This is a genomic window from Glycomyces dulcitolivorans, from assembly GCF_003265355.1.
Lineage (GTDB): Bacteria > Actinomycetota > Actinomycetes > Mycobacteriales > Micromonosporaceae > Glycomyces > Glycomyces dulcitolivorans.
The window spans coordinates 12,698-36,575 of sequence record NZ_QFRW01000325.1 but is presented as its reverse complement, the minus strand read 5'-3'; the positions used below and the strand labels follow the sequence as shown (position 1 = coordinate 36,575).

The window sequence follows — 23,878 nt, the reverse complement described above, 5'->3', positions numbered from 1 at the left end:
AGGCGGGTGTGGCTCGTGTTGCGTTCTCTCGGATCTCTGCTATGGTGCTTGGAAACGTTCTTAAGAACGTTTCCAATCCCTCCTACCTCGTAGGGAATGAGGATGGCTGAGACGAAGAAGTCCAACCTCCAGCTCGTGGCCGCGAAGGCCGGCGTGTCCGTGTCGTCCGTGTCGCGGGTGCTCAACGGCGGGTCCGCCAGCGAGGAGCTCGCGCGGAAGGTCCGGGAGGCCGCCGCCGAACTCGGGTACGTCCCCCATGCCAGCGCCCGCACCATGCGGACCGGTCGCACCGACCAGATCACCCTCGCCGTCGCCGACGTCGGCAACCCCGTCTACGTGCAGATGATGCGCACCGTCACCGGGATCGTCGCCAAGGCCGGGTACCGGCTCGTCGTCTCCTCGACCGGCAGCGACCCGCAGTCCCAGATCGACCTCGTCACCAGCCTCAACCGCGGCTACGCCGACGGGCTGCTCATGAGCCCGCTGCGCATCACCGAAGACCTCATCGAGGCGATGCAGTCCAGCCGCCTGCCGATCGTCGTCATCGGCACCCTGCCCGCCGACGTCGCGCTCGACAGCGTGCGCGCCGACTCCGCCACCGGCATCGGCCTCGCCGTCGAGCACCTCGTCGCCCAGGGGCGCCGCCGCATCGCGCTCGTCAACGGCCCGGTCGACACCGTCCCCGGTTCGGCCCGCCTCGCCGGGTACCTCTCGGCGATCGAGCGGTTCGGGCTCCAGACCTCCTCCGAACTCCAGGTCACCGCGGCCGCGTTCACCTACCGGGCCGGGCGCAAGGCCACCGCCGCGCTCCTGGGCCAGGCCAGTCCCGACGCGATCATCGGCGCCAACGACCTCCTCGCCGTCGCCGCCCTGAAAGAACTCGCCGCGGCCGGGACCCGCGTCCCCGAGGACGTCGCGGTCGTCGGCATGGACGACACCGACGCCGCCGAACTCGCCACCCCGTCCCTGACCTCAGTGGACCTGGGCTCCGCCAAGCGCGCCAAGGCCGCCGCGAAGCTCCTCATCCGCCGCATCGCCGAACCCGACGCCCCGGTCAGCCGGATCGTCATCCCCCCGGCGCTGTCCGTCCGCGAGTCCACCGGAGGCCCGGCATGACCGCGCTCGCCGCACCCGCACCGCCCCGCAGGCGCCGCCGCTCGACCGACGGCCGCGACGCGTGGCTCCTGGTCCTGCCCGCGCTGCTGCCGGTGATGCTGTTCAGCGTCTACCCGCTCGTGTACGGCGTCCTCCTCGGCTTCACCGACGCCGAGGCCGGACTCAACGCCGAGACGCACTTCAACGGGCTCGACAACTACGTCGCGCTGGCCGGGAACGAGCTGTTCTGGAACTCGTTCAAGATCGGCCTGATCTGGGCGTTCTCGGTGACCGTGCTCCAGTTCCTCGCCTCGCTCGGGCTCGCGCTGCTGCTCAACCTGGACCTGCGGCTGCGCTGGCTGGCGCGCACCCTCGCGCTCATCCCGTGGGCGATGCCGCCGGTGATCATCGCGATCATGTGGCAGCTCATGCTCAACCCGAACTACGGGCCGGTCAACCGGACCCTCGAATCCCTCGGCCTGCCGAGCGCGATCAACTGGCTCGGCGAGTCGGCGATCGCACTCTCGGTGGTGATCGTCGTGGGCGTGTGGGCGGGGATGCCGCAGACCACGGTCACGCTCCTGGCCGGGCTCCAGTCGGTCCCGGCCGAGCTGAACGAGGCGGCCGCGATCGACGGCGCCAGCACGTGGCGGCGGTTCTGGCACGTGACGCTGCCGGCGCTGCGGCCGATCATCACCGCGATCACCACGCTCGACCTGATCTGGAACTTCAACTCGTTCGCGCTGGTGTTCGTGCTGACCGCGGGCGGCCCGGGCGGGACCACGATGCTGCCGAGCCTGTTCGCCTACAACGAGGCGTTCCGGTACGGCAACTTCGGCTACGCCGCCGCGATGGGCAACGTCATGGTGATCCTCATCGGCGCCTTCCTGTTCCTGTACCTGCGCGCCCAGATGCGGAGGCGATTCCAGTGAGAAAGAACCCCTTCTCGCGGCCGTTCCAGTACCTGGCGCTCCTGGCGTACATGGTGTTCCTGGCGTTCCCGCTGGTGTTCCTGCTGACGACCGCGTTCAAGACCGACCGCGAGATCCGCTCGCCCGACCCGAGCTTCCTGCCCCAGACCCTGAACTTCGACAACTTCACCGCCGCGATTGAGCGCGCCGACCTGTTCCGCGCCGCCGGGAACAGCCTGCTGACGGCGGTCACGACCACCGTCATCGTCACCGCGGTGTCCCTCCCGGCCGCCTACGCCCTGGTGCGGTTCCGCACCAAGATGCGGGCCGTGGCCACCGGGTGGATCCTGCTCTCCCAGGTGTTCCCGTTCATCCTCATCATCATCCCGCTGTTCCTGCTGCTCAAGAACATCGGACTGGTGAACACCCTGCTGGGCCTGGTCCTGGTGTACGCGGTGTGGGCGCTCCCGTTCGCGCTGTGGATGCTCCAGGGCTACGTCGCCGCCATCCCGGTCGAACTCGAAGAGGCCAGCGCCGTCGACGGCGCCGGGCGGCTGAAGACGCTGTGGAAGATCGTCCTGCCGCTCCTCGCGCCCGGCCTGGTCGCGACCAGCCTGTTCACGTTCATCAACTCCTGGAACGAGTTCTTCTTCGCGCTCGTGCTGATCCAGGACCCGGACATGCAGACCCTGCCGCTCGCCCTCGCCCGCTTCGTGGGCGCCGAGGGGCAGGTCCAGCTCGGGCCGCTGGCCGCCGCCGCGCTCATCGCGTGCGTGCCCAGCCTCGTGTTCTTCATGCTCATCCAGAAACGGCTCACCGCCGGACTCCTCAGCGGCGCGGTCAAAGGCTGACCGCACCGACCACTATGGAAAGAGAGAAAGCAATGCGCACTCGCACCAGCGCCAGCGTCGCCGCGGTAGCAGGCCTGCTCGCCCTGCCCCTCGCGCTCACCGGCTGCTCGGCCTTCGGGGTCGGCGACGACTCCGACGACGGCGGGAAGGTGACCCTGACCTTCCAGTCCCTGGCCTACCAGGACACGACGATCGCCGCCACGCAGGAGATCGTCGACGCCTGGAACGAGGCGAACCCCGACGTCCAGGTCGAACTCGTCCAGGGATCGTGGGACAACGTCCACGACCAGCTCGTGACCCAGTTCCAGGGCGGCACCGCGCCCGACATCATCCACGACGAGTCCGCCGACATCATGGGCTTCGCCGAGCAGGGCTACCTCGCCGACCTGAGCCCCTACCTCGGCGACGACACCAAGTCCGCGGTCTCCGACGACATCTGGGGCACCGTGACGGCCTCCGACGGCTCGATCGTCGCCGCCCCGACCCTGCTCCAGTCCTACGTGGTCTTCGCCAACACCGACGCGTTCGCCGACGCCGGCGTCGAGGTCCCCGCCGGGGAGACCCTCACCTGGGACGACTTCCAGGCCCTCGCCACCCAGCTCGGCGGCGACGGCGGCTTCGGCGTCGGGTGGGGCCTCCAGCAGCCCACCGCCGCGGTCATGAACCTCTCGCTCGGCTTCGACGGCACCTTCTTCGACGGCGACCAGATCAATGTCGGCGAGAACGAGCTGGCCGTGCCCGAGCGCATCCACGCCATGGCCTACGACGACGGCTCGCTCGACCCGGTCTCGCTGACCCAGTCCGGCTCCGACGTCCTGCCCGGCTTCTTCGACGGCAAGTACTCGATGTACGTGGCGGGCAACTACATCGCCCAGCAGATCACCGAGTCCGCGCCCGAGGGCTTCAACTGGGCCGTCCTGCCACCGCTCGCGGGCACCGCCGGCGCGACCCAGGCCGCCAACCCGCAGACCATGTCGGTGGCAGCCGAGTCCGAGCACGTCGAGGAGTCGGCCGCGTTCATCGACTTCTTCATGCAGGCCGACCACCAGGCCGCGCTCGCGCAGGGCGACTGGCTCATCCCGTCCTCGACCGCGGCCCGCGACCTGGTCGCCGAGCAGACCGCCGGCGACAACGGCTGGGGCGCCATCCTCGCCTCCGGCGAGGGCCTGTCGGCCGCGCCGTTCCAGTCGGCCGTGAACTACCCGCAGTGGAAGGACCAGTACGCGACCCCCGCCCTCCAGCAGTACCTGGCGGACGAGATCACCGTCGAGGAGCTCCAGGCGCAGCTCACCGACGGCTGGAACGACCTGGGCTGACGCCGAACCGCACACCTTGCGCCCGCCGGGGCCCCGGCCCCGGCGGGCACCGAACCGGATCTAGAGGAGACACGATGACCCTGCCGCTGAACACCGCTCCGCTCAACGACATCCTGGTGGACAAGGCGACGGGCGCGCTCGCGGGCGCCGCGGTGGGCGACGCGCTCGGCGGTGCCGCCGAAGGGAACACGCCCGAGGCGATCCAGCACCGCTACGGCGGCTTCATCGAGGGGATCGTGCCGCCGTTCAACGCGGACTGGCGCAACGCCCGCCCGATCGCCCCGTACCACAAGGGCGACGGGCACATCACCGACGACACGCTCATGACCGCCGCGCTCGTCGACGTGTACGACACCGTCCGCGGCCACCTCGACGCCCACGCCATCGCGACCCACCTGGTGCCGCTGCTCATGGGCGAGAAGCGGTGGATCCCCGAGTTCGAGTCCGAGGCGCTGCTGCTCCACCGGATCTTCCTGGCCGAGAAGTGGCTCGTCGCCCGCCTCCACTACGGCCACATCGACCCGCGCGAAGCCGGGGTCGGCAACATCGTCAACTGCGGCGCGACCATGTACGTCGCCCCCATCGGCATCGTCAACGCCGGCAGCCCCGACGCCGCCTACGCCGAGGCCATCGACGTCGCCGGCGCCCACCAGTCCTCCTACGGCCGCGAGGCCGCCGGGGTCTACGCGGCCGCCGTCGCCGAGGCCATGCGCCCCGGCGCCGACGTCGAATCCGTCGTCGCCACCGCCCTGCGCCTCGCCAAGGACGGCACCAGGGCCGCCATCGCCGCCGTGGTCGACACCGCCCGCCACATCTCCGACTGGCGGACCGGCCTCGCCGAGCTGCGCCGCGCCGTCGAGCCCTACGACACCGTCGGCCCCGACTACCGCGCCCCCGCCATGGACGCCCGCATCCCCAGCCGCACCAAGGCGATCGAGGAACTCCCGGTCGCCCTCGGGATGCTCACGGCCGCCCGCGGCGACTACCGCGACGCCGTCCTCGGCTCCATCAACTACGGCCGCGACTCCGACTCGATCGCCGTCATGGCCGGATCGATCGCCGGCGCCCTCGGCGGCCTCGACGCCGTCCCCGCCGAGTGGGTCAAGGACGTCAGCGACAACTCCCGCATCGACGTCACCGCCACCGGCCCGGTCATCGCCGCCGTCGCCCGCGACGTCTGGGCCGCCGACGCCGCCCGCGCCTCCCAGGTCGCCGCCGCCCGAGGCGCCTTCGCCGGGGCCGCCGCATGATCCGCCTCTCCTGGACCCAGCCCGAGGACCTCGTCCCGCACGCGCTCGAAGCCGCCCGCCTCGACGGCCGCGAGGCGAGCGCGATCCGCGACCGCTGGACCGCCGCCGGAGGCTCCACCGACGCACCGGTCTCCGGCGCGACCCCCGAGCCTGCACCCGAGGCCCTCCGGAGCCTCGCCCGCGAACTCCTCGCCGAACTCGACCGGCTCCCCGACCCCGAAGCGCTGCAAGCGAACGAACCCGACGACCTCGGCCCGGTCCTCGCCCTCGCGGCCCCGCCCGAGCTCCCCGAGCCCGGCGACGCCGCCGACCGCGTCCTCGGCGCCTGGCTCGGCCGCGCCGCCGGATGCCTCCTCGGCAAACCCGTCGAGAAGCTCCCCCTGGACGGCATCCGCGCCATCGCGAAGTCCACCGGCAACTGGCCCCTCGACGGGTACTTCACCGAGCACGGCCTCGACCCCGCGATCGCCCTGGCGCACCCGTGGAACCGCCGCTCGCGCCCCACCAGCCTGGCCGAGAACATCGACGGCATGCCCGAGGACGACGACCTCAACTTCCCCCTCATCGCACTGACACTCCTGGAGCGCCACGGCCCCGGCTTCACCACCGACCACGTCGCCCAGGCCTGGCTCGACCTCCTCCCCGGCGGCCGCGTCTTCACCGCCGAGCGCATCGCCTACCGCAACCTCCTCGACGGCGTCGAACCCGACCGCGCCGGACGCGTGCGCAACCCGTTCCAGGACTGGATCGGCGCGCAGATCCGCACCGACCTCTACGGCTGGACCCGCCCGGGCCTGCCCGTCGAGGCCGCGCTGCTCGCCTGGACCGACGCGCGACTCTCCCACGGCCGCAACGGCGTCTACGGCGCCATGTTCGCCGCGGCCGCCAGCGCCGCCGCCGTCACCGGCGCCCCCGTCGACGCCGTCATCGAGGCCGGCCTGTCCGTCGTCCCTCAGAACTCCCGCTACGCCACCGCGATCCGCGTCGGCACCGGCCTCGCCGAAGGCCCCCTCGACGACGAAGCCGCCGTCGACGCCCTCCACGCCCGGTACGGGCACCTGCACTGGGTCCACGTCCTCCCCAACGCCGCGCTCCTCGCGTTCGCGCTGGCCCGCGGCGCCGGCGACTTCCACCACACCGTCACCCTCGCCGTCTCCGGCGGCTGGGACACCGACTCCGTCGGCGCCACCGCAGGCGCGCTCACCGGCGCCCTCACCGGCGCGAAGGCCCTGCCGCCCAAATGGATCGAACCGCTCGACGACCGCTACGCGACCTCCGTGCCCGGCTTCGCCGGCGCCCGGTTCTCCGCGCTGGCGGCACGCACCCTGGAGGTCTCGCAATGACCGTCGTCGTGCTCGGCTCCGCGAACCTCGACCTCGTCTACGACGTCGAGCGCATCCCCGCGCCCGGCGAGACCGTCCTGTCGCTCGGCTTCGCCTCGTTCCCCGGCGGCAAGGGCAACAACCAGGCCGTCGCCGCCGCCCGCGCCGGGTCCGACACCCGCTTCATCACCGCCCTCGGCCGCGACGAGAACGGCGACCGCCTCGCCGCCGAGGCCCGCGCCGCCGGGATCACGCTCCTGGACCGGCGCACCGACGCCCCGACCGGCACCGCCTCGATCTACGTGGACCGCCGCGGCGAGAACTCCATCGTCGTCAACTCCGGCGCGAACGCCGAACTCACCGACCTCACCGCGCCCGAACGCGAAGCGATCGCGGGCGCCGATGTGCTCGTGCTGCAACTGGAGACCCCGGTGCCCACGGTCGCTGAGGCCGTTCGGGTCGCGAAGGCCGCCGGGACCCGCGTGGTCCTCAACGCCGCCCCCAGCACCGCCGTCCCGCTCAACGTCCTGCGCGGAGTGGACGTGCTCGTCGTCAACGAGCACGAGGCCGCCGAACTCACCGGCCCCGGCCCCGACCCCATGGCGGCCCTGACCGGGCACGGCTGCGCCGTGATCATCACGCTCGGCGGCGAAGGCGCCCTCGTCGGCGTCCCCGGCCAAGCCCCCGTACCCGTGCCGGCCTACACCGTCAACGCCGTCGACACCACCGGCGCCGGCGACACGTTCGTGGGCGCCTTCGCCGCCGCGCTGGACGGCGAGGGCCTCGAAGCGCTCGTCGCCGCCACCGGCTTCGCCACCGCCGCCGCGGCGATCAGCGTGCAGCGCAAGGGCGCCGTCCCGTCCATTCCGACCCTGGAGGAGGTGCGGGAGTTCCGTGACGCACGCTGACCCCGACGAGGCCGCCACCAACACGTTCAACCCGCTGGTGCCCAGGCCCATCGACCGACCCACGACCCTGCCGCCCGGCGGGGGGATCGACCCCGCGGCCGGGGACGTCGCGAAGATCTTCGCCGCCCCCGACGACCCCGCCGACTGGCCCGCCTGGCGCGACGACCTCGCCACTTGGCGCGAGGCCTCCCGCGACCGCCTCGCTTACAGCGGCAAGGCCTACGAGGACGAGGCGACCCGCTGGGCCGCCCGCGCCTTCGCCGTCGCCCAGGTGTGGCTGTGGGACGAGCGCCTGTTCGACCACGCCGAGCAGCGCTTCACCGTCGACCGGTTCCTGGAGTCCATCGCCTCCCAGGGCGGCCTCGACGGGCTCGTCCTCTGGCACGCCTACCCCGTGATCGGCATCGACGACCGCAACCAGTTCGACTACTACCGCGACGTCGCCGGCCTCGCCGACCTCGTGCGCCAGTTCCACGACCGCGGCCTGCGCGTCTTCGTCGACTACAACCCCTGGGACACCGGCACCCGCCGCACCGCCTCCTCGGCGAAGCTTGCGAGCCGTAAATTTGTGCTGGAGGACGCCGCCGAACTCGCCGACCTGCTCCAGGACCTCGGCGCCGACGGCGTCTTCCTCGACACCCTCAAGGAGGGCGACGCCGCCCTCACCCGCGCCCTCGAAGGATGGGTCCTCGAAGGCGAATCGCGAGTCGCCAACGCGCGCATCGAGGACCACCTCCTGTCGTGGGCCCAGTGGTTCGCCGACTCCGAGGCGCCCGGCGTGCAGCGCGCGCACTGGTACGAGCGCCGCCACATGATGCACGCGATCCGCCGCTGGAACCGCGACCACTCCGGGGAACTCCAGTCCGCGTGGATGAACGGCACCGGGATCCTGGTGTGGGACGCCGTGTTCGGCGTCTGGGTCGGCTGGAACCGCCGCGACGAGGCCACGCTGCGCCGGATGCTCCGCGTCCAGCGCGCCGCCGCCGACGTGCTCGTCGAGGGGGAGTGGGCGCCGCTCGACGGCGCGACCCCCGAAGCGGTCGCCGCCGGGGTCTACGCCTCCCGCTGGACGCACAATGACGTGACACTGTGGACGATCGTGAACCGGCGCGACATCGACTGGGTCGGTGACCCGCTCGCCGCGCCCGCGACCGGCCGCCGCTTCGACGTCACTGCCGGGACCGAGGTCACCGGCGCGATCAAGGTCCCCGCCCGCGGCATCGCCGGCGTCCTCGACCTCGCCCCCGGCGCCGAGGCCCCCGCCTGGCTCGACGGCCTCCTGCGCGAGGCCGCCGCCGACCCCGGCTCCTCCGACGCGACCTTCCCGGCCCGCGAAGCGATCCGGCTGCAGCCCAAGCCGTCCGTGATCACGAGCCCTCCCAACACCGCGGTCCGCCCCGCCCCCGGCCGCCGCGAACTGCGCGTCACGTTCCGCCGCCGCGAGACCGGCTTCTACCAGGGCGCGCCGTACGTCGAGGAGTGGAAGCCGCTCCCGCCGCGCCTGCACGACGACCGCGAGGAGGTCCTCCAGGTCGAGACCGGGCCGGTCGCGGTGGCCGCCAACGAGGTCACCGTCAGGCAGTACCGGCTCTTCCTGGAGCGCAGCGGCTACGAACCGCAGGTCCCGCACCGGTTCCTCACCGGCGCCGAGGACTCGGCGGCCCCCGTCACCGGCGTGTCCCTTGAGGACGCCCGCGCCTACGCGGCCTGGGCCGGGGCCCGCCTGCCCGACGAGTTCGAATGGCAGCTCGCCGCGACCGGGCCCGGGTTCACGCGACGCGAACCGGCCGTGTGGAACTGGACCGAGAGCGAGCACTCCGACGGCGTCACCCGCTTCGCGATGCTCAAGGGCGGCAGCGCACACCGCTCTGAAGGCTCCGACTGGTACACCGACGGCGGCGTCCAGGACCCGTCCTTCAGCCTGAAGTTCCTGCTCCCGGGCCTGGGCCTGGAGCGCTCAAGCAGCATCGGCTTCCGCATCGCCTGGGACCTGCCTCTGAACGACACCGACGGGGAGGCATCATGACCGCGCCGCTGGAGGGCCTGCGGGTCCTCGACGTCTCGACCCTGTTCGCCGGGCCGATCGCCGCGACCTTCCTCGGCGACTTCGGCGCCGACGTCGTCAAGGTCGAGCACCCGACGAAACCCGACGCCTCCCGCGGCCACGGGCCCTCGAAGGACGGCGTCAACCTGTGGTGGAAGACCTTGGGCCGCAACAAGCGCACCGTCACCGTCAACCTCGGCACCCCCGAAGGCGCCGACCTGCTGCTGCGCCTGGTCGCCGGAGCCGACGTCCTCATCGAGAACTTCCGGCCCGGCACCCTCGAACGCTGGGGCCTGGGCCCCGACCGCCTCCACGAGGCCAACCCGCGCCTGGTCGTCGCCCGCGTCACCGCGTTCGGCCAGACCGGCCCCTACTCGGGCCGTCCCGGCTTCGGCAGCCTCGCCGAGGCCATGAGCGGGTTCGCGGCCCTCACCGGCCAGCCCGACGGGCCGCCCACGCTGCCGCCCTTCGGACTCGCCGACGGCATCGCCGCGCTCGCCACCGCCTACGCGGTCATGGTCGCGCTCCGCTCGGCCGACCGCGACGGCGCCGGCCAGGTCATCGACCTCGCCATCATCGAGCCGATCCTCATGCTCCTCGGCGGCCAGATCACCGCCTACGACCAGCTCGGATTCCTCCAGCCGCGCAGCGGGAACCGCTCAGTCAACAACGCGCCCCGCAACGTCTACAAGACAGGCGACGGCGAGTGGGTCGCCGTCTCCACCAGCTCCCAGTCGATCGCCGAGCGCGTCCTGCGCCTGGTCGGGCGCGACGACCTCGTCGCCGAGCCCTGGTTCGCCTCCGGGCACACCCGTGCCGAGCACGCCGACGAACTCGACGCGGCCGTCGCCGCCTGGATCGGCGCCCGGCCCACGGCCGAGGTCGTCGCCGCGTTCGAGGACGCCCAGGCCGCCGTCGCCCCCGTCTACGACGTCCGCGGCGTCCTCGCCGACCCGCAGTACCGGGCGATCGGCACCGTCCAGACCGTCGAGGACGAGGAGCTCGGGCCGGTGAAGATGCAGAACGTCCTGTTCCGGCTCTCGGCGACGCCCGGCGCGATCCGCTGGCCCGGGCGCCGCCACGGCCAGGACACCGACGAGGTGCTCGCCGAGGTCGGCGTCACCCGCGAACAGCTGGAACGACTGCGGGAGAAGGGGATCGTATGAACCCGGTCAGCGCGCTCTACGTCCCGGGCGACCGCCCGGACCGCTTCGACAAGGCCGCCGCCTCCGGCGCCGACGTCGTCATCCTCGACCTGGAGGACGCCGTCGCCGAACCGGACAAGGCCGCCGCCCTCGACCACGTCACCGCCTGGCTCAAGGCCCGCACCGGCGGGCCCGCCGTCCAGGTGCGAGTCAACGTCGGCGCCGACCACGAGATCCGGGCCGTCCGCGCCACCGGCGCCGCCGTGGGCCTGCGCATCCCGAAAGTCGAAGCGCCCGAAGACCTCGGCGTCATCGCCGCCCTCGCCGGAAGCCTGCCGCTGACCGCGCTCATCGAGTCCGCGCGCGGCCTCCAGAACGCCGCCGCGATCGCCGGGCACCCCGCGGTCGCCGCGCTCGCGCTCGGCGAGGCCGACCTCGCCGGCGACCTCGGCTCCACCGCCGAAGTCGTCCTCGACTACGCCCGCATCCGCGTGCTCGTCGCCGCCCGCGCCGCGGGCCTGCCCGCCCCGATGCTCTCGGTCTACCCGAAGATCCAGGACCTCGACGGCCTCCGCGCCGACACCGAGCGCGGCCGCGCCCTGGGCCTGCGCGGGCGCACCGCCGTGCACCCCAAGCAGCTCCCGGTGATCCGCGAGGTCTTCGCGCCCAGCCCCGAGGAGACCGCATGGGCCGAAGCGGTCGTCGCCGCCCTCGCAGGCGGGGGAGTGGCGACCCTCCCCAGCGGCGAGATGGTCGACCCGGCGATGCTCGGCCGGGCCCGGGCCATCCTCGCCTCCGCGAACCCCTAGCAAGGGATACTCATGCGGTGACTTACATCCGACGCGAAACCGACGGCGACCGCGAAGCCGTCCACGCCCTCCAGACCGCCGCGTTCAAGAGCGCCCCGCACGCCTCCGGCGGCGAGGCCGACCTCGTCGATGCCCTCCGCGGCACCGCCGCCTGGGCCCCGCAGTTCTCCCTCGTCGCCGAAGTCGACGGCGAGATCGCCGGGCACGCCCTCTCCACCTACGGCACCGTCGACGGCAGGCCCGTCCTCGGCCTGGGCCCCATCGGCGTCGACCCCGCCCGCCACGGCCAGGGCATCGGCTCGGCCCTCATGCACGCCTCCATCGGCGCCGCCGACGCCTCCGGCGAACCGGCGATCATCCTCCTCGGCGACCCCGGCTACTACGGCCGCTTCGGATTCGTCCCCGCGAGCGACCACGGCATCGCCCCCGAGCACCCCGAATGGGGCCCGTACTTCCAGATCCGCGTCCTCAGCGCCTGGGGCGAGGGCCTGCGCGGCACGTTCGCGTACCCGCCCGCGTTCAGCGAATTCGGCTGAGCCCGATGAATCCCGGAACGCTGCGAAGTCTCAGCGAGAGGAGATTGGAGGACCGGTGACCGAGCCGTTGTCGAAGCAGGAACTGTGGGACGCGACCTTCGCCGAGCGCAAGGCCCTCGCGGCCGACCTCGCGGACCTGGACGCCGAGGCGTGGACGACCCCGTCGCTGTGCGCGGGGCTCTCGGTCCGCGAAGTGCTCGCGCACCTCACGGCCGGGGCGAGCCTGAGCTGGCCGCGCTGGATGGCCGGGGTGATCAAGTGCCGCTTCGACTTCGACGCGCAGGTCGTCATGCAGCTGCGCCGACAGCTGGGCCGCTCCGCGCCCGAGACGCTGGAGCGGTTCGAGCGCGTCGTCACCAGCACCGTCAAGCCGATCCCGCTCAAGGCGATGCTCGGCGAGATCGTCGTCCACGGCGAGGACGTGCGCCGCCCGCTCGGCATCCGCCGCGACCACCCGGTCGCCACCGCGACCGCCGTGGCCGAGTACTTCCAGAGCACGAACATGGCGGTCCCCTCCGGCAAGCGCGCCGCCGGGCTGCGCCTCGAAGCGGCCGACGGCCCGTTCGCGGCCGGTGCGGGCCCGCTCGCCACCGGCCCGACCATCGCCCTCATCGGGGCCATGACCGGGCGCGCGGCCTACTGCGACGAGCTCGAAGGCGATGGCGCCGCGGTGCTCCGGGAGCGCTGCGACTCCATGTGAGGCAACGCGAAAGCCGCCGGACCCGATCGGGCCCGGCGGCTTTCGTCATCGCCTTACTTCAGGTCGAACCGGTCGAGGTTCGCGACCTTCACCCACGCGGCCGCGAAGTCCTTGGCGAACTTCTCGGCGGCGTCGTCGCTGCCGTACACCTCGGCGAGGGCCCGCAGCTCGGAGTTCGAGCCGAACAGCAGGTCCACGCGGGTGCCGGTCCACTTGACCTCGCCGGTGGCGTCGTCGTGGGCCTCGTAGACCCCGTTGTCGCCGGACTTCCAGGTCACGCCCGGAGCCAGGAGGTTCCGGAAGAAGTCGTTCGTCAGCTGACCGGGGCGGTCGGTGAAGACCCCGTGCTTGGCGTCCTCGAAGTTCGCGCCCAGGACGCGCAGGCCGCCGACGAGGACGGTCATCTCCGGGGCGGTCAGCGTCAGCAGGTTCGCCTTGTCCACGAGCAGGAACTCCGCGGGGATGCGGTGGCCCTTCGCGAGGTAGTTGCGGAACCCGTCGGCGGTCGGCTCCAGCGCCGCGAACGAGTCCGCGTCGGTCTGCTCCTCGGTCGCGTCGACGCGGCCGGGCGCGAACGGCACCTCGACGTCGACGCCGGCGTCCTTCGCGGCCTTCTTGACCGCGACGGTGCCGCCCAGGACGATGACGTCGGCCAGCGAGACCCGCTTGCCGCCGGTCTGCGCGGCGTTGAACGCGTCCGTGACCGCTTCGAGCTTGCCGAGGGCGAACCCGAGCTTGTCGGGCTCGTTCACGGTCCAGCCGCGCTGCGGCTGGAAGCGGATGCGGGCGCCGTTGGCCCCGCCGCGCTTGTCGGAGCCGCGGAACGAGGACGAGGCGGCCCACGCGGTCGCGATGAGCTGCTGCACGGACAGGCCCGAGTCGAGGAGGCGCGCCTCCAGGTCGGCGACGTCGGCGTCGGTGATCTGCTCGTAGTCGGCCGCGGGCAGCGGGTCCTGCCAGATGAGGTCCTCGGAGGGGACCTCGGCGCCGAGGTAGCGGACCTTCGGGCCCATGTCGCGGTGGGTCAGCTTGAACCAGGCGCGGGCGAACGCGTCGGCGAACGCCTGCGGGTCCTCCGCGAAGCGGCGCGAGATCGGCTCGTAGACCGGGTCGAACCGCAGCGACAGGTCCGTGGTCAGCATCGTCGGCTGGTGCGTCTTCGACGGGTCGTGCGCGTCGGGGACGGTCCCGGCCCCGGCGCCGTCCTTCGGCCGCCACTGGTGCGCGCCCGCGGGGGACTTGAACAGCTCCCACTCGTAGCCGAACAGGATCTGGAAGAAGCTGTTGTCCCACTGGGTCGGCGTGTCGGTCCAGATGCCCTCCAGACCGGAGGTGATGGTGTCGCCGCCCTTGCCGGTGCCGTGGCTGTTCTTCCAGCCCAGGCCCAGCTCTTCGAGCGGGGCGCCCTCGGGCTCGGGCCCGACGGCCTCGGCCGGGCCGTTGCCGTGGGTCTTGCCGAAGGTGTGGCCGCCCGCGATGAGCGCGACGGTCTCCTCGTCGTTCATGGCCATGCGCGCGAAGGTCTCGCGGATGTCGCGGGCCGCGGCGATCGGGTCGGGGTTCCCGTTGGGGCCCTCGGGGTTGACGTAGATCAGGCCCATCTGCACCGCGGCGAGCGGGTTCTCCAGCTCGCGGTCGCCCGAGTAGCGGGCGTCGCCCAGCCAGGTGGTCTCGGGGCCCCAGTACACGTCCTCGTCCGGCTCCCACACGTCCTCGCGGCCGCCGGCGAAGCCGAACGTCCGGAAGCCCATGTTCTCCAGCGCCACGTTCCCGGTGAGGATCATCAGGTCCGCCCAGGACAGGCTCTGGCCGTACTTCTGCTTGACCGGCCACAGCAGGCGGCGGGCCTTGTCGAGGTTGCCGTTGTCGGGCCAGGAGTTCAGCGGCGCGAACCGCTGCTGCCCGGCGCCGGCGCCGCCGCGGCCGTCGTGGATGCGGTAGGTGCCCGCGGAGTGCCAGGCCATGCGGATCATGAGCGGGCCGTAGTTGCCGAAGTCGGCCGGCCACCAGTCCTGCGAGGTGGTCAGGACCTGCTCGATGTCGGCCTTGACCGCCGCGAGGTCGAGCGCCAGGAACGCCTTCCCGTAGTCGAAGTCCGGGTCGAGGGGGTTCCCCTCGGCCGGGTTCTTGGCCAGCAGCCGCAGGTTGAGCCGGTCCGGCCACCAGCCGCGGTTGCCGCCGCCCTGCGCCGGGACGGGCGCGCGGCCGTGCGCGACCGGGCACTTCGACTCGGCCCCCGCGTCCGCGTCGTGGACGATGGCCTCGTGGTCCTGAGACATGTGGAATTCCCTCCTCATACAACGGGGAGCCCCGAGCCCCTGCCAGGGCGGCCCCCACACCAGGTCTAAACAACAACCTACTCGTAGTTTAGACAGAGTCTAAATCAGGGGCCCCGATCGGTGGCCCGGTCCCGGGGCCGCCCCCGCCGGAAACCGTTTGCGCTCGCGGCCCGCCCCCTGTTGAATGGCGCCCATGGAACCAGCGCAGGCGGCCGCGGCACTCGGCCTCGGGCCGCTCACCGGCCCGGTCGAGATCCTCAAGGCCGACGAGCCGCACCCGGTGTGGAAGGTCACGACCGAGTCCGGGACCTGGGTGGTGAAACTGGAGGCGCCCGGCGGCGACTACTGGTACCCGGCCACCGCGCAGGCCGGGAGGTTCGAGGCCGCGGCCTGGAAGGCCGGCGTCGACATGGCCGAACCGCTGATCCCCGCGGGCGAGGCCTGCGGCATGTGGTCGAAGGTCGGCGACGGCCTCTACGCCAGGGCCGCACGGTTCCTCGAAGGCGCGCACGCGCCCGCCCCCGTCCCGCCGCGGGTCGCCGAATGGGCCGGCGCCACCTTCGCCGCCTTGGAGCGCCTCGCGATCGCCCCCGACCCCGACCTCGACGCCGACTTCGCCTCCTACCCCGAATCCGACTGGGACGACTGGCTCGCCCAGGCCCGCGACCTCGGCGTCCTCGACGCCGACCAGGCCCGCACCCTCAAGGACGCCGCGATCCGCATCAACGCGCTCGACGCGGCCGCCCGGGCCGAGAATGAGCCCAAGCTCGTCGTCCACCGCGACTTCAGCCACCTCAACATCCACCTCACCACCGACGGCCCCAAGCTCCTGGACTTCGACTGGGCCGGACCGAACACCGCCTGGGGCGAACTCGTCTCGATCGCCGTCGAGATGGGCGCCCCCGGCCTGGGCGTCATGGAACCCGACCGCGCCTCCGTCGAGGCGTGCCTCGCCGGGTACACCGCCGCGGGCGGCACCCCCGGCCCCGCCGACGAGTCGGCCTTCACCGCCATCCTCACCGGCCGGCTCGCCTCGACCGCCTGGGAACTCTGGGTGGCCTGCGGCCACCGCGGCGGCAGCGCCGAGCACCGGGCGCAGTTCGGACGGACCGTCCGCGCCTCGGTCGACGCGCTGGCGGCGATGCTCGACGCCGTCCCGACCTGGGCGGCGTGGCTGAAGGGCTGAGCGCGGCTCAGCCGGTGACGTCGAGCTCGTCGAGGTCGGGCAGCGGCAGATGCGCCAGCTCCTTCGCCTCGTCGGCCGCGATGCCGAAGGTCCGCAGGAGGTCCTCGGCGATCTGGTCGGCCGCGGTGGCGTCGTCGCGGTCGGGGCGGTCGTGGAGGAACTGCGCGAGCGAGAGCGCGGCGCCCACGGCGATGACCAGCGCCAGTTCGGGGTCGCCGATCTGGAAGCGGCCCTGTTCGATCCCGCATTCGATGGCGTTGCGCGCCCGCGGGGCCAGGCCCTTGATCGGGCCGGTCAGCGAGAGCCCGTGGTGGAGCAGGACCCGGCTCAGCTCGGGGTGGCGCCGGTGGAGGCGCCCGGTGAGGCGGAAGCTCTGGGCGAAGGTCGCGGCCGGGTCGTCGAGGTCGCCCGAGAGGCGGTCGAGCGCCTCGCCGTAGGTCGCGAGCGCGTCCTCCACCGCGGCCTGGAACAGCTCGTCCTTGCTCGCGAAGTGGTTGTAGAACGAGCCCATGCCGACGTCGGCGGCCTGGGTGATCTCCAGGATCGGGGCGTTCAGGCGGCCCTCGGCGATGAAGGTCCGGGCCGCGCCGAGCAGGGCCGCCCGGGTGCGCGCCTTGCGCCGTTCGAGGCGGCTCGGGGCCTGGTCGCTCATGACTCCTCCTGGATCGTGCGGGCCCGCCCATACTAGCCGCCGGTTCAGTGCTGAGGATATCGTCACAAAGTCTTGTCTGAAGACTTTCTCATGAATGATGATTTCGTCAATCACGGTCGGCGGTACGAACGCCGCCTACGATGACCGTTAAGTCCGAAATGGGGGGTGGGCATGTCCTCAGTGCTCTACAGGCTCGGGCGCGCCTGCGCCAGGGCCCGCGGGCTCGTCGTCGCGGCCTGGGTGCTCGCCCTGCTCGCCGCGGGCGGCGCGGCCGCACTGTTCAACCAGGGCACCGACGACACCTTCGCCATCCCCGGCTCCGAATCGCAGGACGCCCTCGACTACCTCGGCCGCGTCTTCCCCGAGTTCAGCGGCACCTCCGCCAGCCTCGTCCTCACCGTCCCCGACGGAAGCGAGGTCGACACCGCCGCCGCGGAAGCCGCCACCGCCGACGCCGTCGCCCGCATCGAGCAGCTCGACCAGGTCGGCGCCGTCGCGAACCCCTTCGGCTCCGACGTCACCGGCGCCGTCTCCGAGGACGGCCGGGCCGCGATCATCACGGTGCTCCTCACCGTCGCGCAGGCCGACGTCACCGACGCCACCAAGAGCGACCTCACCGCGATCAGCGGGGACCTCGCCGACGCCGCCGGGGACGGGGCCGAGGTCTACACCGGCGGCGACGCCTTCGCCGACAACGTCCCCGAACTCACCCCCACCGAAGGCATCGGCCTCGTCGTCGCCCTCGTCGTCCTGCTGCTCATGTTCCGCTCGCTCATCGCCGCCTTCATGCCCCTGATCACCGCGATCCTCGGCGTCGGCATCGCCGTCGGGCTCGTCTACCTCGCGACGGTCCTCGTCCCGATCTCCTCGACCGCGCCGATGCTCGCGGTCATGCTCGGCCTCGCCGTCGGCATCGACTACGCCCTCTTCCTGCTCTCGCGCCACCGCGACCAGCTCACTGAGGGCCTCGACGTCGAGGAGTCGATCGCCCGCGCCACCGCCACCGCCGGGTCGGCCGTCATCTTCGCCGGGCTCACCGTCGTCATCGCGCTCCTGGGCCTCTTCGTCGCCGGCATCCCGTTCCTGACGACCATGGGTGTCGCCGCCGCGGTGGCCGTCGCCATCGCCGTCGCGGTCGCCATCACCCTCGTCCCCGCCCTCCTCGCCCTCGCAGGGGAGCGGATGCGCCCCAGGAAACCCAAGCGCCGCAGGAAGACCCGCCGCAAACCGCAGATCGCCCTCGCCTGGGTCCGCACCGTCACCAAGGCCCCGGTCGTCACCATCGCGGTCGTCGTCATCGGCCTCGCCGTCGCCGCGATCCCCGCCATGAACCTGCGCCTCGCCCTGCCCGACAACGGGGACGCCGCCGAAGGCACCGACGCCAAGGTCACCTACGACGTCATCGCCGACCACTTCGGGCCCGGCTACAACGGCCCGCTCATCGTCACCGCCGACATCATCACCTCCACCGACCCGGTCGGCCTCGTCGACGACCTCGCCGAGTACATCCGCGGCATGGACGGCGTCGCCTCCGTCCCCCTCGCCACCCCGAACCCCAAGGGCGACACCGGCATCATCCAGGTCATCCCCACCACCGGCCCCGACTCCGCCGCGACCGAGGACCTCGTCGCCGCCCTGCGCGGCAAAGAGGGCCACTTCCTCTCCCAGTACGGCACCCAGACCGCCGTCACCGGCATCACCGCCGTCGGCATCGACGTCTCCGCCCAACTCGGCAGCGCCCTGCTCCCCTTCGGCGTCCTCGTCGTCGGCCTCTCGATCGTGCTGCTCGCCATGGTGTTCCGCTCGATCTGGGTCCCCGTCAAGGCCACCGCCGGATACCTCCTCTCCGTCGGCGCCGCCTTCGGCGCCACCTCCTTCGTGTTCGTCGAAGGCCACGGCGCCGACGCCCTGCACGTCGCCGGCGTCGGCTCCGTCATCAGCTTCCTCCCGATCATCCTCATGGGCGTCCTGTTCGGACTCGCCATGGACTACGAGGTCTTCCTCGTCTCCCGCATCCGCGAGGACTACGTCCACCACGGCGACCCCCACCACGCCATCGAGACCGGGTTCGTCTCCGCCTCCCGCGTGGTCACCGCCGCCGCGGTCATCATGTTCGGCGTCTTCGCCGCGTTCGTCCCCGAAGGCTCGGCCACCATCAAGCCGATCGCGTTCAGCCTCGCCGTCGGCGTCTTCGTCGACGCGTTCCTGGTGCGCATGACCCTCGTCCCCGCCGTCCTCGCGCTCCTGGGCCACCGCGCCTGGGGCCTCCCGCCCAAGCTCGACCGGGCTTTGCCGGTCTTCGACGCCGAAGGCGACGCCCTCGTCCGCGAACTGCGCCTCGCCGACTGGCCCGAACCCGGCGCCGACGACGCCGTCGCCGCCCGCGGCCTCCGCATCGAGGACGACCGCGGCGCCACCGTCGTCGACGACGTCCACCTGCGGCTCCCGCGCGGCGGGACGCTCGTCGTCGACGGCGCCGGCGCCGTCGGCAAGACCGCCCTCCTCATGGCGATCGCCGGACGCGTCCCCTCCGTCAAGGGCGACCTGAAGGTCCTCGGCCGCGTCCTGCCCCAGCACGCCCGCGCCCTGCGCCGCGAGGTCGAGATCGTCGCCTGCCGGGACCACCCCGACCCGGCCGCATCGATCACCGCCGCCGTCGACGACGGGGTCCGCCTCGTCCTCCTCGACGACGTCGACCTCGTCCTGCGCACCGACGCCCGCGACGCCCTGCGCTCGCTCCTGTCCGACCGCCGCTCGCCCCAAGGGGAACCGGTCGCCTACGTCCTCGCCTGCCAGGACACCGACCGCATCCGCGACCTGCTCCCGCCGACCGCCCAGCCGCTCGCCCTCAACGCCATCGAGGTGGCCTGATGTTCAAGTTGTTCGCAGGCTCCGCCCGCGCCGGGGCCGCCGGGCCGCTCACCTGGCGCACCTGGGCCGGGCTCATCCTCATCCCCGTCCTCGCCATGGGCCTGCTCACCTGGGCGCTGTGGAACCCGGACGCCGACCACGGCACCGCCACCGCCGCCGTCGTCAACCTCGACGACCCGGTCACCGTCGACGGCCAGACGATTCCGCTCGGCCGCGAACTCGCCGGAGAGCTCACGCACGCCGACGACTCCGCCTACGAGTGGACCCTCACCGACTCAAGCGACGCCTCCGCCGGGCTCGCCGACGGCACCTACGCCGCCGTCGTCACCATCCCCGAGAACTTCTCCGCCGAAGGCACCTCGGCCGCGACCGCCACCGCCGTCGACGGCGACCGCTCCAGCGCCGCCAAGGCCGTGCTCACCGTCGAGACCTCGAACGCGGGCGGCGCGGCCGACCCCGCGCTGGCCGAGGAGATCGCCCTCGCCACCCAGCGCGCCCTCGACGGCCAGGTCGTCGAGACCTACCTCGACAACCTCTACGTCGCCTTCAACACCATCCACGACCAGCTCGCCGACGCCGCCGACGGCGCCGCGCAACTCGCCGACGGCACTTCGCAACTCGCCTCGGGCGCCTCCGAACTGTCCTCGGCCGCAGGCGAACTCGCCTCCGGCGCCGACACCCTCGCCGACGCCACCGCGCAGCTCGAATCCGGCTCCGCGACCCTCGCCTCCGGCCTCGGCGAACTCGACGACGCCGCCTCGGACCTGCCCTCGGCCACCCGCCGCCTCGCCGATGGTGCCGAGCAGGTCGCCCAAGGCAACGAGGAACTCGCCGCCGAGGTCGTCCCGCTCGCGAACGACATCATCGCCGCCATCGACGCCCTCCCTTCGGCCGCCGACGCCGCCGCGGACTTCCAGGACCTCGCCGCCGACTGCACCGCCGAAGGCGGCGACGCCGACTTCTGCGCCGCCCTCCAGGACGCCGCCGACCGCTTCAGCGCCGACGCCGCCGACATCGACGGGGCCGTGGCCTCCGTGCGCGCCAAGGTCGTCCAGACCCGCGACGCCGTCCAGGCCCTCGCCGCCGGCGCCCGCCAGGTCGCCGACGGCAACGCCGAACTCGCCGACCAGGCCGTCTCCCTCGCCTCCGCCATCGCAGAGGCCTCCAGCGGCGCCGACGAACTCGCCTCGGGCGCGGCCCAGACCAACTCCGGCGCACAGGAACTCGCTTCCGGCGCCGACCAGCTCGCGTCCGGCGCGGACGAACTCGCTTCGGGTGCGAACGAAGTCGACGACGGCGCCCAGGAACTCGCCTCGGGCCTCGCCGAAGGCCGCGACCAGGTCCCGACCTACACCGAAGCCGAGCGCACGCACTTGTCCTCGGTCGCCGCCGACCCCACCACCGCCTCGATCGACGGCACCGGTTTCGGCCGGCTCGCCATCGGCCTGTTCGCCGCGATCGCCCTGTGGGGCCTGGCCCTCGCGGTCTACCTCGTGACCGCCGCGGTCCCCGAAGGCATCCTCACCTCGCGGGCCCCGACCTGGCGGATCGTCCTCCAGTCCGCGCTCCCGGGCGCCACCGCCGCCTCGCTCGCGGCCCTGGCGATCACCGCGATCGCCGCGCCCGTCATGGGACTCGGACTCGCGCGCGCCCTCCAGTTCCTCGGGGTCGCGCTCCTGGCCGCGTTCGCGTTCACGGCCCTGAACCAGGCGCTCGTGGCGATCTTCGGCCGCGCCGGGCGCCTCGCCTCGGTCGCCGTCCTCATCCTCACGATCGCCCTCGGCGTCGTCTCCACGGTTCCCTCGCCGCTGTACGCGCTCATCGGCTGGATCCCGACCCACGGCGCGGTGATCGCGCTGCGGGCCGCCGCGCTCGGCGGCCCCGGCCTCGCCTCCGGGGTCGCCCAGCTCGCCGTCTGGCTCGGCGTCGGCGCGCTGGCGACGATCCTCGTCACCGACCGCCGCCGCAGCGTCGGCGCCAGACGGCTCCGCCTGGGCCGCGGGTGATCAGTGGCCGTGGTGGGCGTGCACCACGGCGTGGCCCTTGCCGCGGGAGATGAGCCAGCGGTTGACCGGGACGGTGAGCACGAACGCGACCGCGAGCGCGATGGCGAGCGAGACCCAGAAGCGGAGGTCGCCGACCCCGGCCTCCATGGCGCCGGGGATGGCGAGCATGAGGGCGTTGTCGACGATCTCCATGACGGCGATGGAGATGGTGTCGGCGGCCAGGGCGATCTTGACGGCCTGGCGGAAGGGCACGCCCGAGCGCATGACGCCGCGCATGGTGAGCGCGTAGCCGAAGACGAACGCGAGCGCGATGGCGAGGACGATCGTGGCGGCGCCGTGCCAGCCCAGCGAGGTGCCGATGATCATGCCGAGCACTTCGCCGATGGCGCAGCCGGTCAGGCAGTGGAGGGTGGCCGAGACGGCCATGCTCCAGGACGCGGCGGGCGGGGCCGGCTCGGCGTGCGCGTCGTGGCCCTCGTGGTCGTGGTGCTCATGGTGCTCGTGGTGGGAATGGTCCATTGCGGGCGTTCCTTTCCAGGCCGGAGCCCCCGGCCGCCGATGATACCCCGGTAGGGTATCTGACGGCCGGGTGGCGCGGTGCTCCGGCTACTCGGCCGCGGTGAGGCCCTTCGGTTTGCGGGCCGCGGGGGAGCAGATCAGCGCGACCGCGACCAGCACCAGGACCACCAGGAACGCCTTGCGCAGGCCCGCCTGGTCGCCGAGGAGGCCGATGAGCGGCGGGCCGACGAGGAACGCCAGGTAGCCGATCGTGGCGACGGCGGCGACGTTCGCGGTGGCCTTGCGCGGGTCGTCGGCGGCGGCCGACATGCCGACCGGGAACCCGAGCGAGGCGCCCACGCCCCACAGGACCGAACCGGCGATCGCGATCGGCGCGGTCGGGCCGATGATGACGAGCAGGAGCCCGCCGAAGGCCAGGAACGCCGACCCGGCCAGGACCGGGACGCGTCCGAAGCGGTCGAGCGCGGCCCCGCCGAAGAACCGCCCCGCCGTCATCGCGGTCACGAACACCGCGAACACCGCGGCGCCGCCGGGGTTGGTGAGGCCGTAGCCGTCGACCATCGCCAGGCCGAGCCAGTCGTTGGCGGTGCCCTCGGTGAAGGCCATGCCGAGGATGATCAGTCCGATGAGGAGGATGCGCGGGTCCGACCACGCCGACAGCCTGCCGCGCCAGCCCGCGGCCTCGCCCGGCTCGGCCTCGTGCGGCTCCTCGGCGGGCTGGAGGAAGCGCACCACCCACAGGTCGACCGCGATGACCAGGAGGCCGACCGCGGTCAGGTGCGCCTCGACGGGGACGCCGAGCTGCTCGGTGAGTGCGCCGGTGCCGGCGCCGAGCATGGTGCCGACGCTGAACCCGGCGTGGTACATCGGCATCAGGGTCTTGCCGATGCGCCGCTCGTTGGCCGCGCCCGCGACGTTCATCGCCACGTCGAGCACGGAGTTGCCCGCGCCTGCGATCGCGAGCGCGGCGAACAGGAGCCAGAAGCCGGGGGCGAACCCGGCGATGAGCCCGGCCGCGATGAGCCCGACGGCCGCGGTCGCGAGGAACCAGCGGATCGCCCGGTTGACGCCCAGGTGCGTGATGACGTGGCTGGAGGCGACGAGCCCGAGGATCGCGCCCGCGGAGAGCCCGAGGATGAGGATCCCCATCTCCTGCGTCGAGGCCCCGAGGATGTCGCGGATGTTCGGCACCCGCGCCGCCCAGTTGGCGAACACGAAGCCCGAGAGCGCGAAGATCGTGAACACGGCGTTGCGCCAGCGCGCCAGCACCGGGTCGGTGCGGGGCGGGCGCTCGCGCAGGGAGGATTCGGTCACGGCGATCCAATCGGACGGTGGGCACGCGGATGCCCGGAGTCGACCCGGGCACCGGACCAGCTTGCATCCGATCGGCCCGATCGACAAACCATTTCGACAGGTGAACGCCGGTTGATCGCTAAATATGAGCGGAACGCGAGGTCAGGCCCGTCCGCTACGATGGC

At 72.7% G+C, this 23,878-nt stretch carries 19 protein-coding genes; 15 read left to right on the top strand and 4 right to left on the bottom strand.

What is annotated here, in order from left to right:
• The first annotated feature begins 102 nt into the window (after positions 1–102).
• The 12 genes from DI269_RS24735 (at position 103) to DI269_RS24680 (ending at position 12,887) form a co-directional block, all read left to right on the top strand.
• Positions 103–1,116, top strand: coding sequence for a LacI family DNA-binding transcriptional regulator (locus DI269_RS24735; RefSeq protein ID WP_112140977.1), 1,014 nt, complete (start codon positions 103–105; stop codon positions 1,114–1,116).
• The gene (locus tag DI269_RS24730) at positions 1,113–2,027 is read left to right on the top strand and encodes a carbohydrate ABC transporter permease (RefSeq protein WP_112140975.1); all 915 of its coding nucleotides are present in this window, start codon (positions 1,113–1,115) and stop codon (positions 2,025–2,027) included. Before DI269_RS24735 ends, DI269_RS24730 begins: the two co-directional genes overlap by 4 nt.
• A complete protein-coding gene (locus DI269_RS24725; RefSeq protein ID WP_112140973.1) occupies positions 2,024–2,857 on the top strand; it encodes a carbohydrate ABC transporter permease in 834 nt (277 codons plus the stop codon). The genes DI269_RS24730 and DI269_RS24725 overlap by 4 nt, the downstream gene beginning before the upstream one ends.
• Before the next feature lie 32 nt (positions 2,858–2,889).
• Entirely contained in the window at positions 2,890–4,173 is a 1,284-nt protein-coding gene (locus tag DI269_RS24720; protein WP_112140971.1) for an ABC transporter substrate-binding protein, read from the top strand.
• Between the two features lie 74 nt (positions 4,174–4,247).
• The gene (locus DI269_RS24715) at positions 4,248–5,423 is read left to right on the top strand and encodes an ADP-ribosylglycohydrolase family protein (protein WP_112140969.1); all 1,176 of its coding nucleotides are present in this window, start codon (positions 4,248–4,250) and stop codon (positions 5,421–5,423) included.
• Positions 5,420–6,766, top strand: a complete 1,347-nt coding sequence (locus DI269_RS24710; protein ID WP_198667730.1) for an ADP-ribosylglycohydrolase family protein — start codon at positions 5,420–5,422, stop codon at positions 6,764–6,766. The genes DI269_RS24715 and DI269_RS24710 overlap by 4 nt, the downstream gene beginning before the upstream one ends.
• Positions 6,763–7,653, top strand: a complete 891-nt coding sequence (locus DI269_RS24705; protein ID WP_112140967.1) for a ribokinase — start codon at positions 6,763–6,765, stop codon at positions 7,651–7,653. Before DI269_RS24710 ends, DI269_RS24705 begins: the two co-directional genes overlap by 4 nt.
• Positions 7,640–9,679, top strand: coding sequence for an SUMF1/EgtB/PvdO family nonheme iron enzyme (locus DI269_RS24700; RefSeq protein ID WP_112140965.1), 2,040 nt, complete (start codon positions 7,640–7,642; stop codon positions 9,677–9,679). Before DI269_RS24705 ends, DI269_RS24700 begins: the two co-directional genes overlap by 14 nt.
• The gene (locus tag DI269_RS24695; RefSeq protein WP_112140963.1) at positions 9,676–10,863 is read left to right on the top strand and encodes a CaiB/BaiF CoA transferase family protein; all 1,188 of its coding nucleotides are present in this window, start codon (positions 9,676–9,678) and stop codon (positions 10,861–10,863) included. The genes DI269_RS24700 and DI269_RS24695 overlap by 4 nt, the downstream gene beginning before the upstream one ends.
• Positions 10,860–11,651: an HpcH/HpaI aldolase/citrate lyase family protein gene (locus DI269_RS24690; protein WP_112140961.1), complete on the top strand. Its 792-nt coding sequence runs from the start codon at positions 10,860–10,862 to the stop codon at positions 11,649–11,651. The genes DI269_RS24695 and DI269_RS24690 overlap by 4 nt, the downstream gene beginning before the upstream one ends.
• Positions 11,652–11,668: 17 nt before the next feature.
• Positions 11,669–12,187: a GNAT family N-acetyltransferase gene (locus DI269_RS24685; RefSeq protein ID WP_198667729.1), complete on the top strand. Its 519-nt coding sequence runs from the start codon at positions 11,669–11,671 to the stop codon at positions 12,185–12,187.
• Positions 12,188–12,242: 55 nt separating this feature from the next.
• Positions 12,243–12,887: a maleylpyruvate isomerase family mycothiol-dependent enzyme gene (locus tag DI269_RS24680; protein WP_112140959.1), complete on the top strand. Its 645-nt coding sequence runs from the start codon at positions 12,243–12,245 to the stop codon at positions 12,885–12,887.
• Between the two features lie 53 nt (positions 12,888–12,940).
• Here the strand turns inward: DI269_RS24680 and katG are convergent, their stop codons facing one another.
• A complete protein-coding gene (gene katG / locus DI269_RS24675) occupies positions 12,941–15,166 on the bottom strand; it encodes a catalase/peroxidase HPI (protein ID WP_112140957.1) in 2,226 nt (741 codons plus the stop codon).
• Between the two features lie 193 nt (positions 15,167–15,359).
• Here katG and DI269_RS24670 point away from each other — a divergent pair, with 193 nt between their 5' ends.
• On the top strand, positions 15,360–16,352 hold the full coding sequence (locus tag DI269_RS24670) for an aminoglycoside phosphotransferase family protein (protein ID WP_198667728.1): 993 nt from the start codon (positions 15,360–15,362) through the stop codon (positions 16,350–16,352).
• 7 nt (positions 16,353–16,359) lie between these two features.
• On the opposite strand, the gene DI269_RS24665 is transcribed toward DI269_RS24670, so the two are convergent.
• Entirely contained in the window at positions 16,360–17,004 is a 645-nt protein-coding gene (locus DI269_RS24665) for a TetR/AcrR family transcriptional regulator (protein WP_112140953.1), read from the bottom strand.
• Between the two features lie 171 nt (positions 17,005–17,175).
• On the opposite strand from DI269_RS24665, the gene DI269_RS24660 reads away from it, so the two are divergent.
• Together DI269_RS24660 and DI269_RS24655 are read left to right on the top strand one after the other, a co-directional pair.
• Complete coding sequence (locus tag DI269_RS24660) at positions 17,176–19,875, top strand: MMPL family transporter (RefSeq protein ID WP_112141008.1); 2,700 nt, start codon at positions 17,176–17,178, stop codon at positions 19,873–19,875.
• Positions 19,875–21,881 carry a YhgE/Pip family protein gene (locus DI269_RS24655; protein WP_112140951.1) on the top strand — a complete coding sequence of 669 codons (2,007 nt, stop codon included), beginning with the start codon at positions 19,875–19,877 and terminating at the stop codon, positions 21,879–21,881. Before DI269_RS24660 ends, DI269_RS24655 begins: the two co-directional genes overlap by 1 nt.
• Here the strand turns inward: DI269_RS24655 and DI269_RS24650 are convergent, their stop codons facing one another.
• The gene (locus DI269_RS24650) at positions 21,882–22,400 is read right to left on the bottom strand and encodes a DUF4396 domain-containing protein (RefSeq protein ID WP_112140949.1); all 519 of its coding nucleotides are present in this window, start codon (positions 22,398–22,400) and stop codon (positions 21,882–21,884) included.
• Between the two features lie 87 nt (positions 22,401–22,487).
• Positions 22,488–23,714: an MFS transporter gene (locus DI269_RS24645; protein ID WP_112140947.1), complete on the bottom strand. Its 1,227-nt coding sequence runs from the start codon at positions 23,712–23,714 to the stop codon at positions 22,488–22,490.
• Between the last annotated feature and the right edge of the window lie 164 nt (positions 23,715–23,878).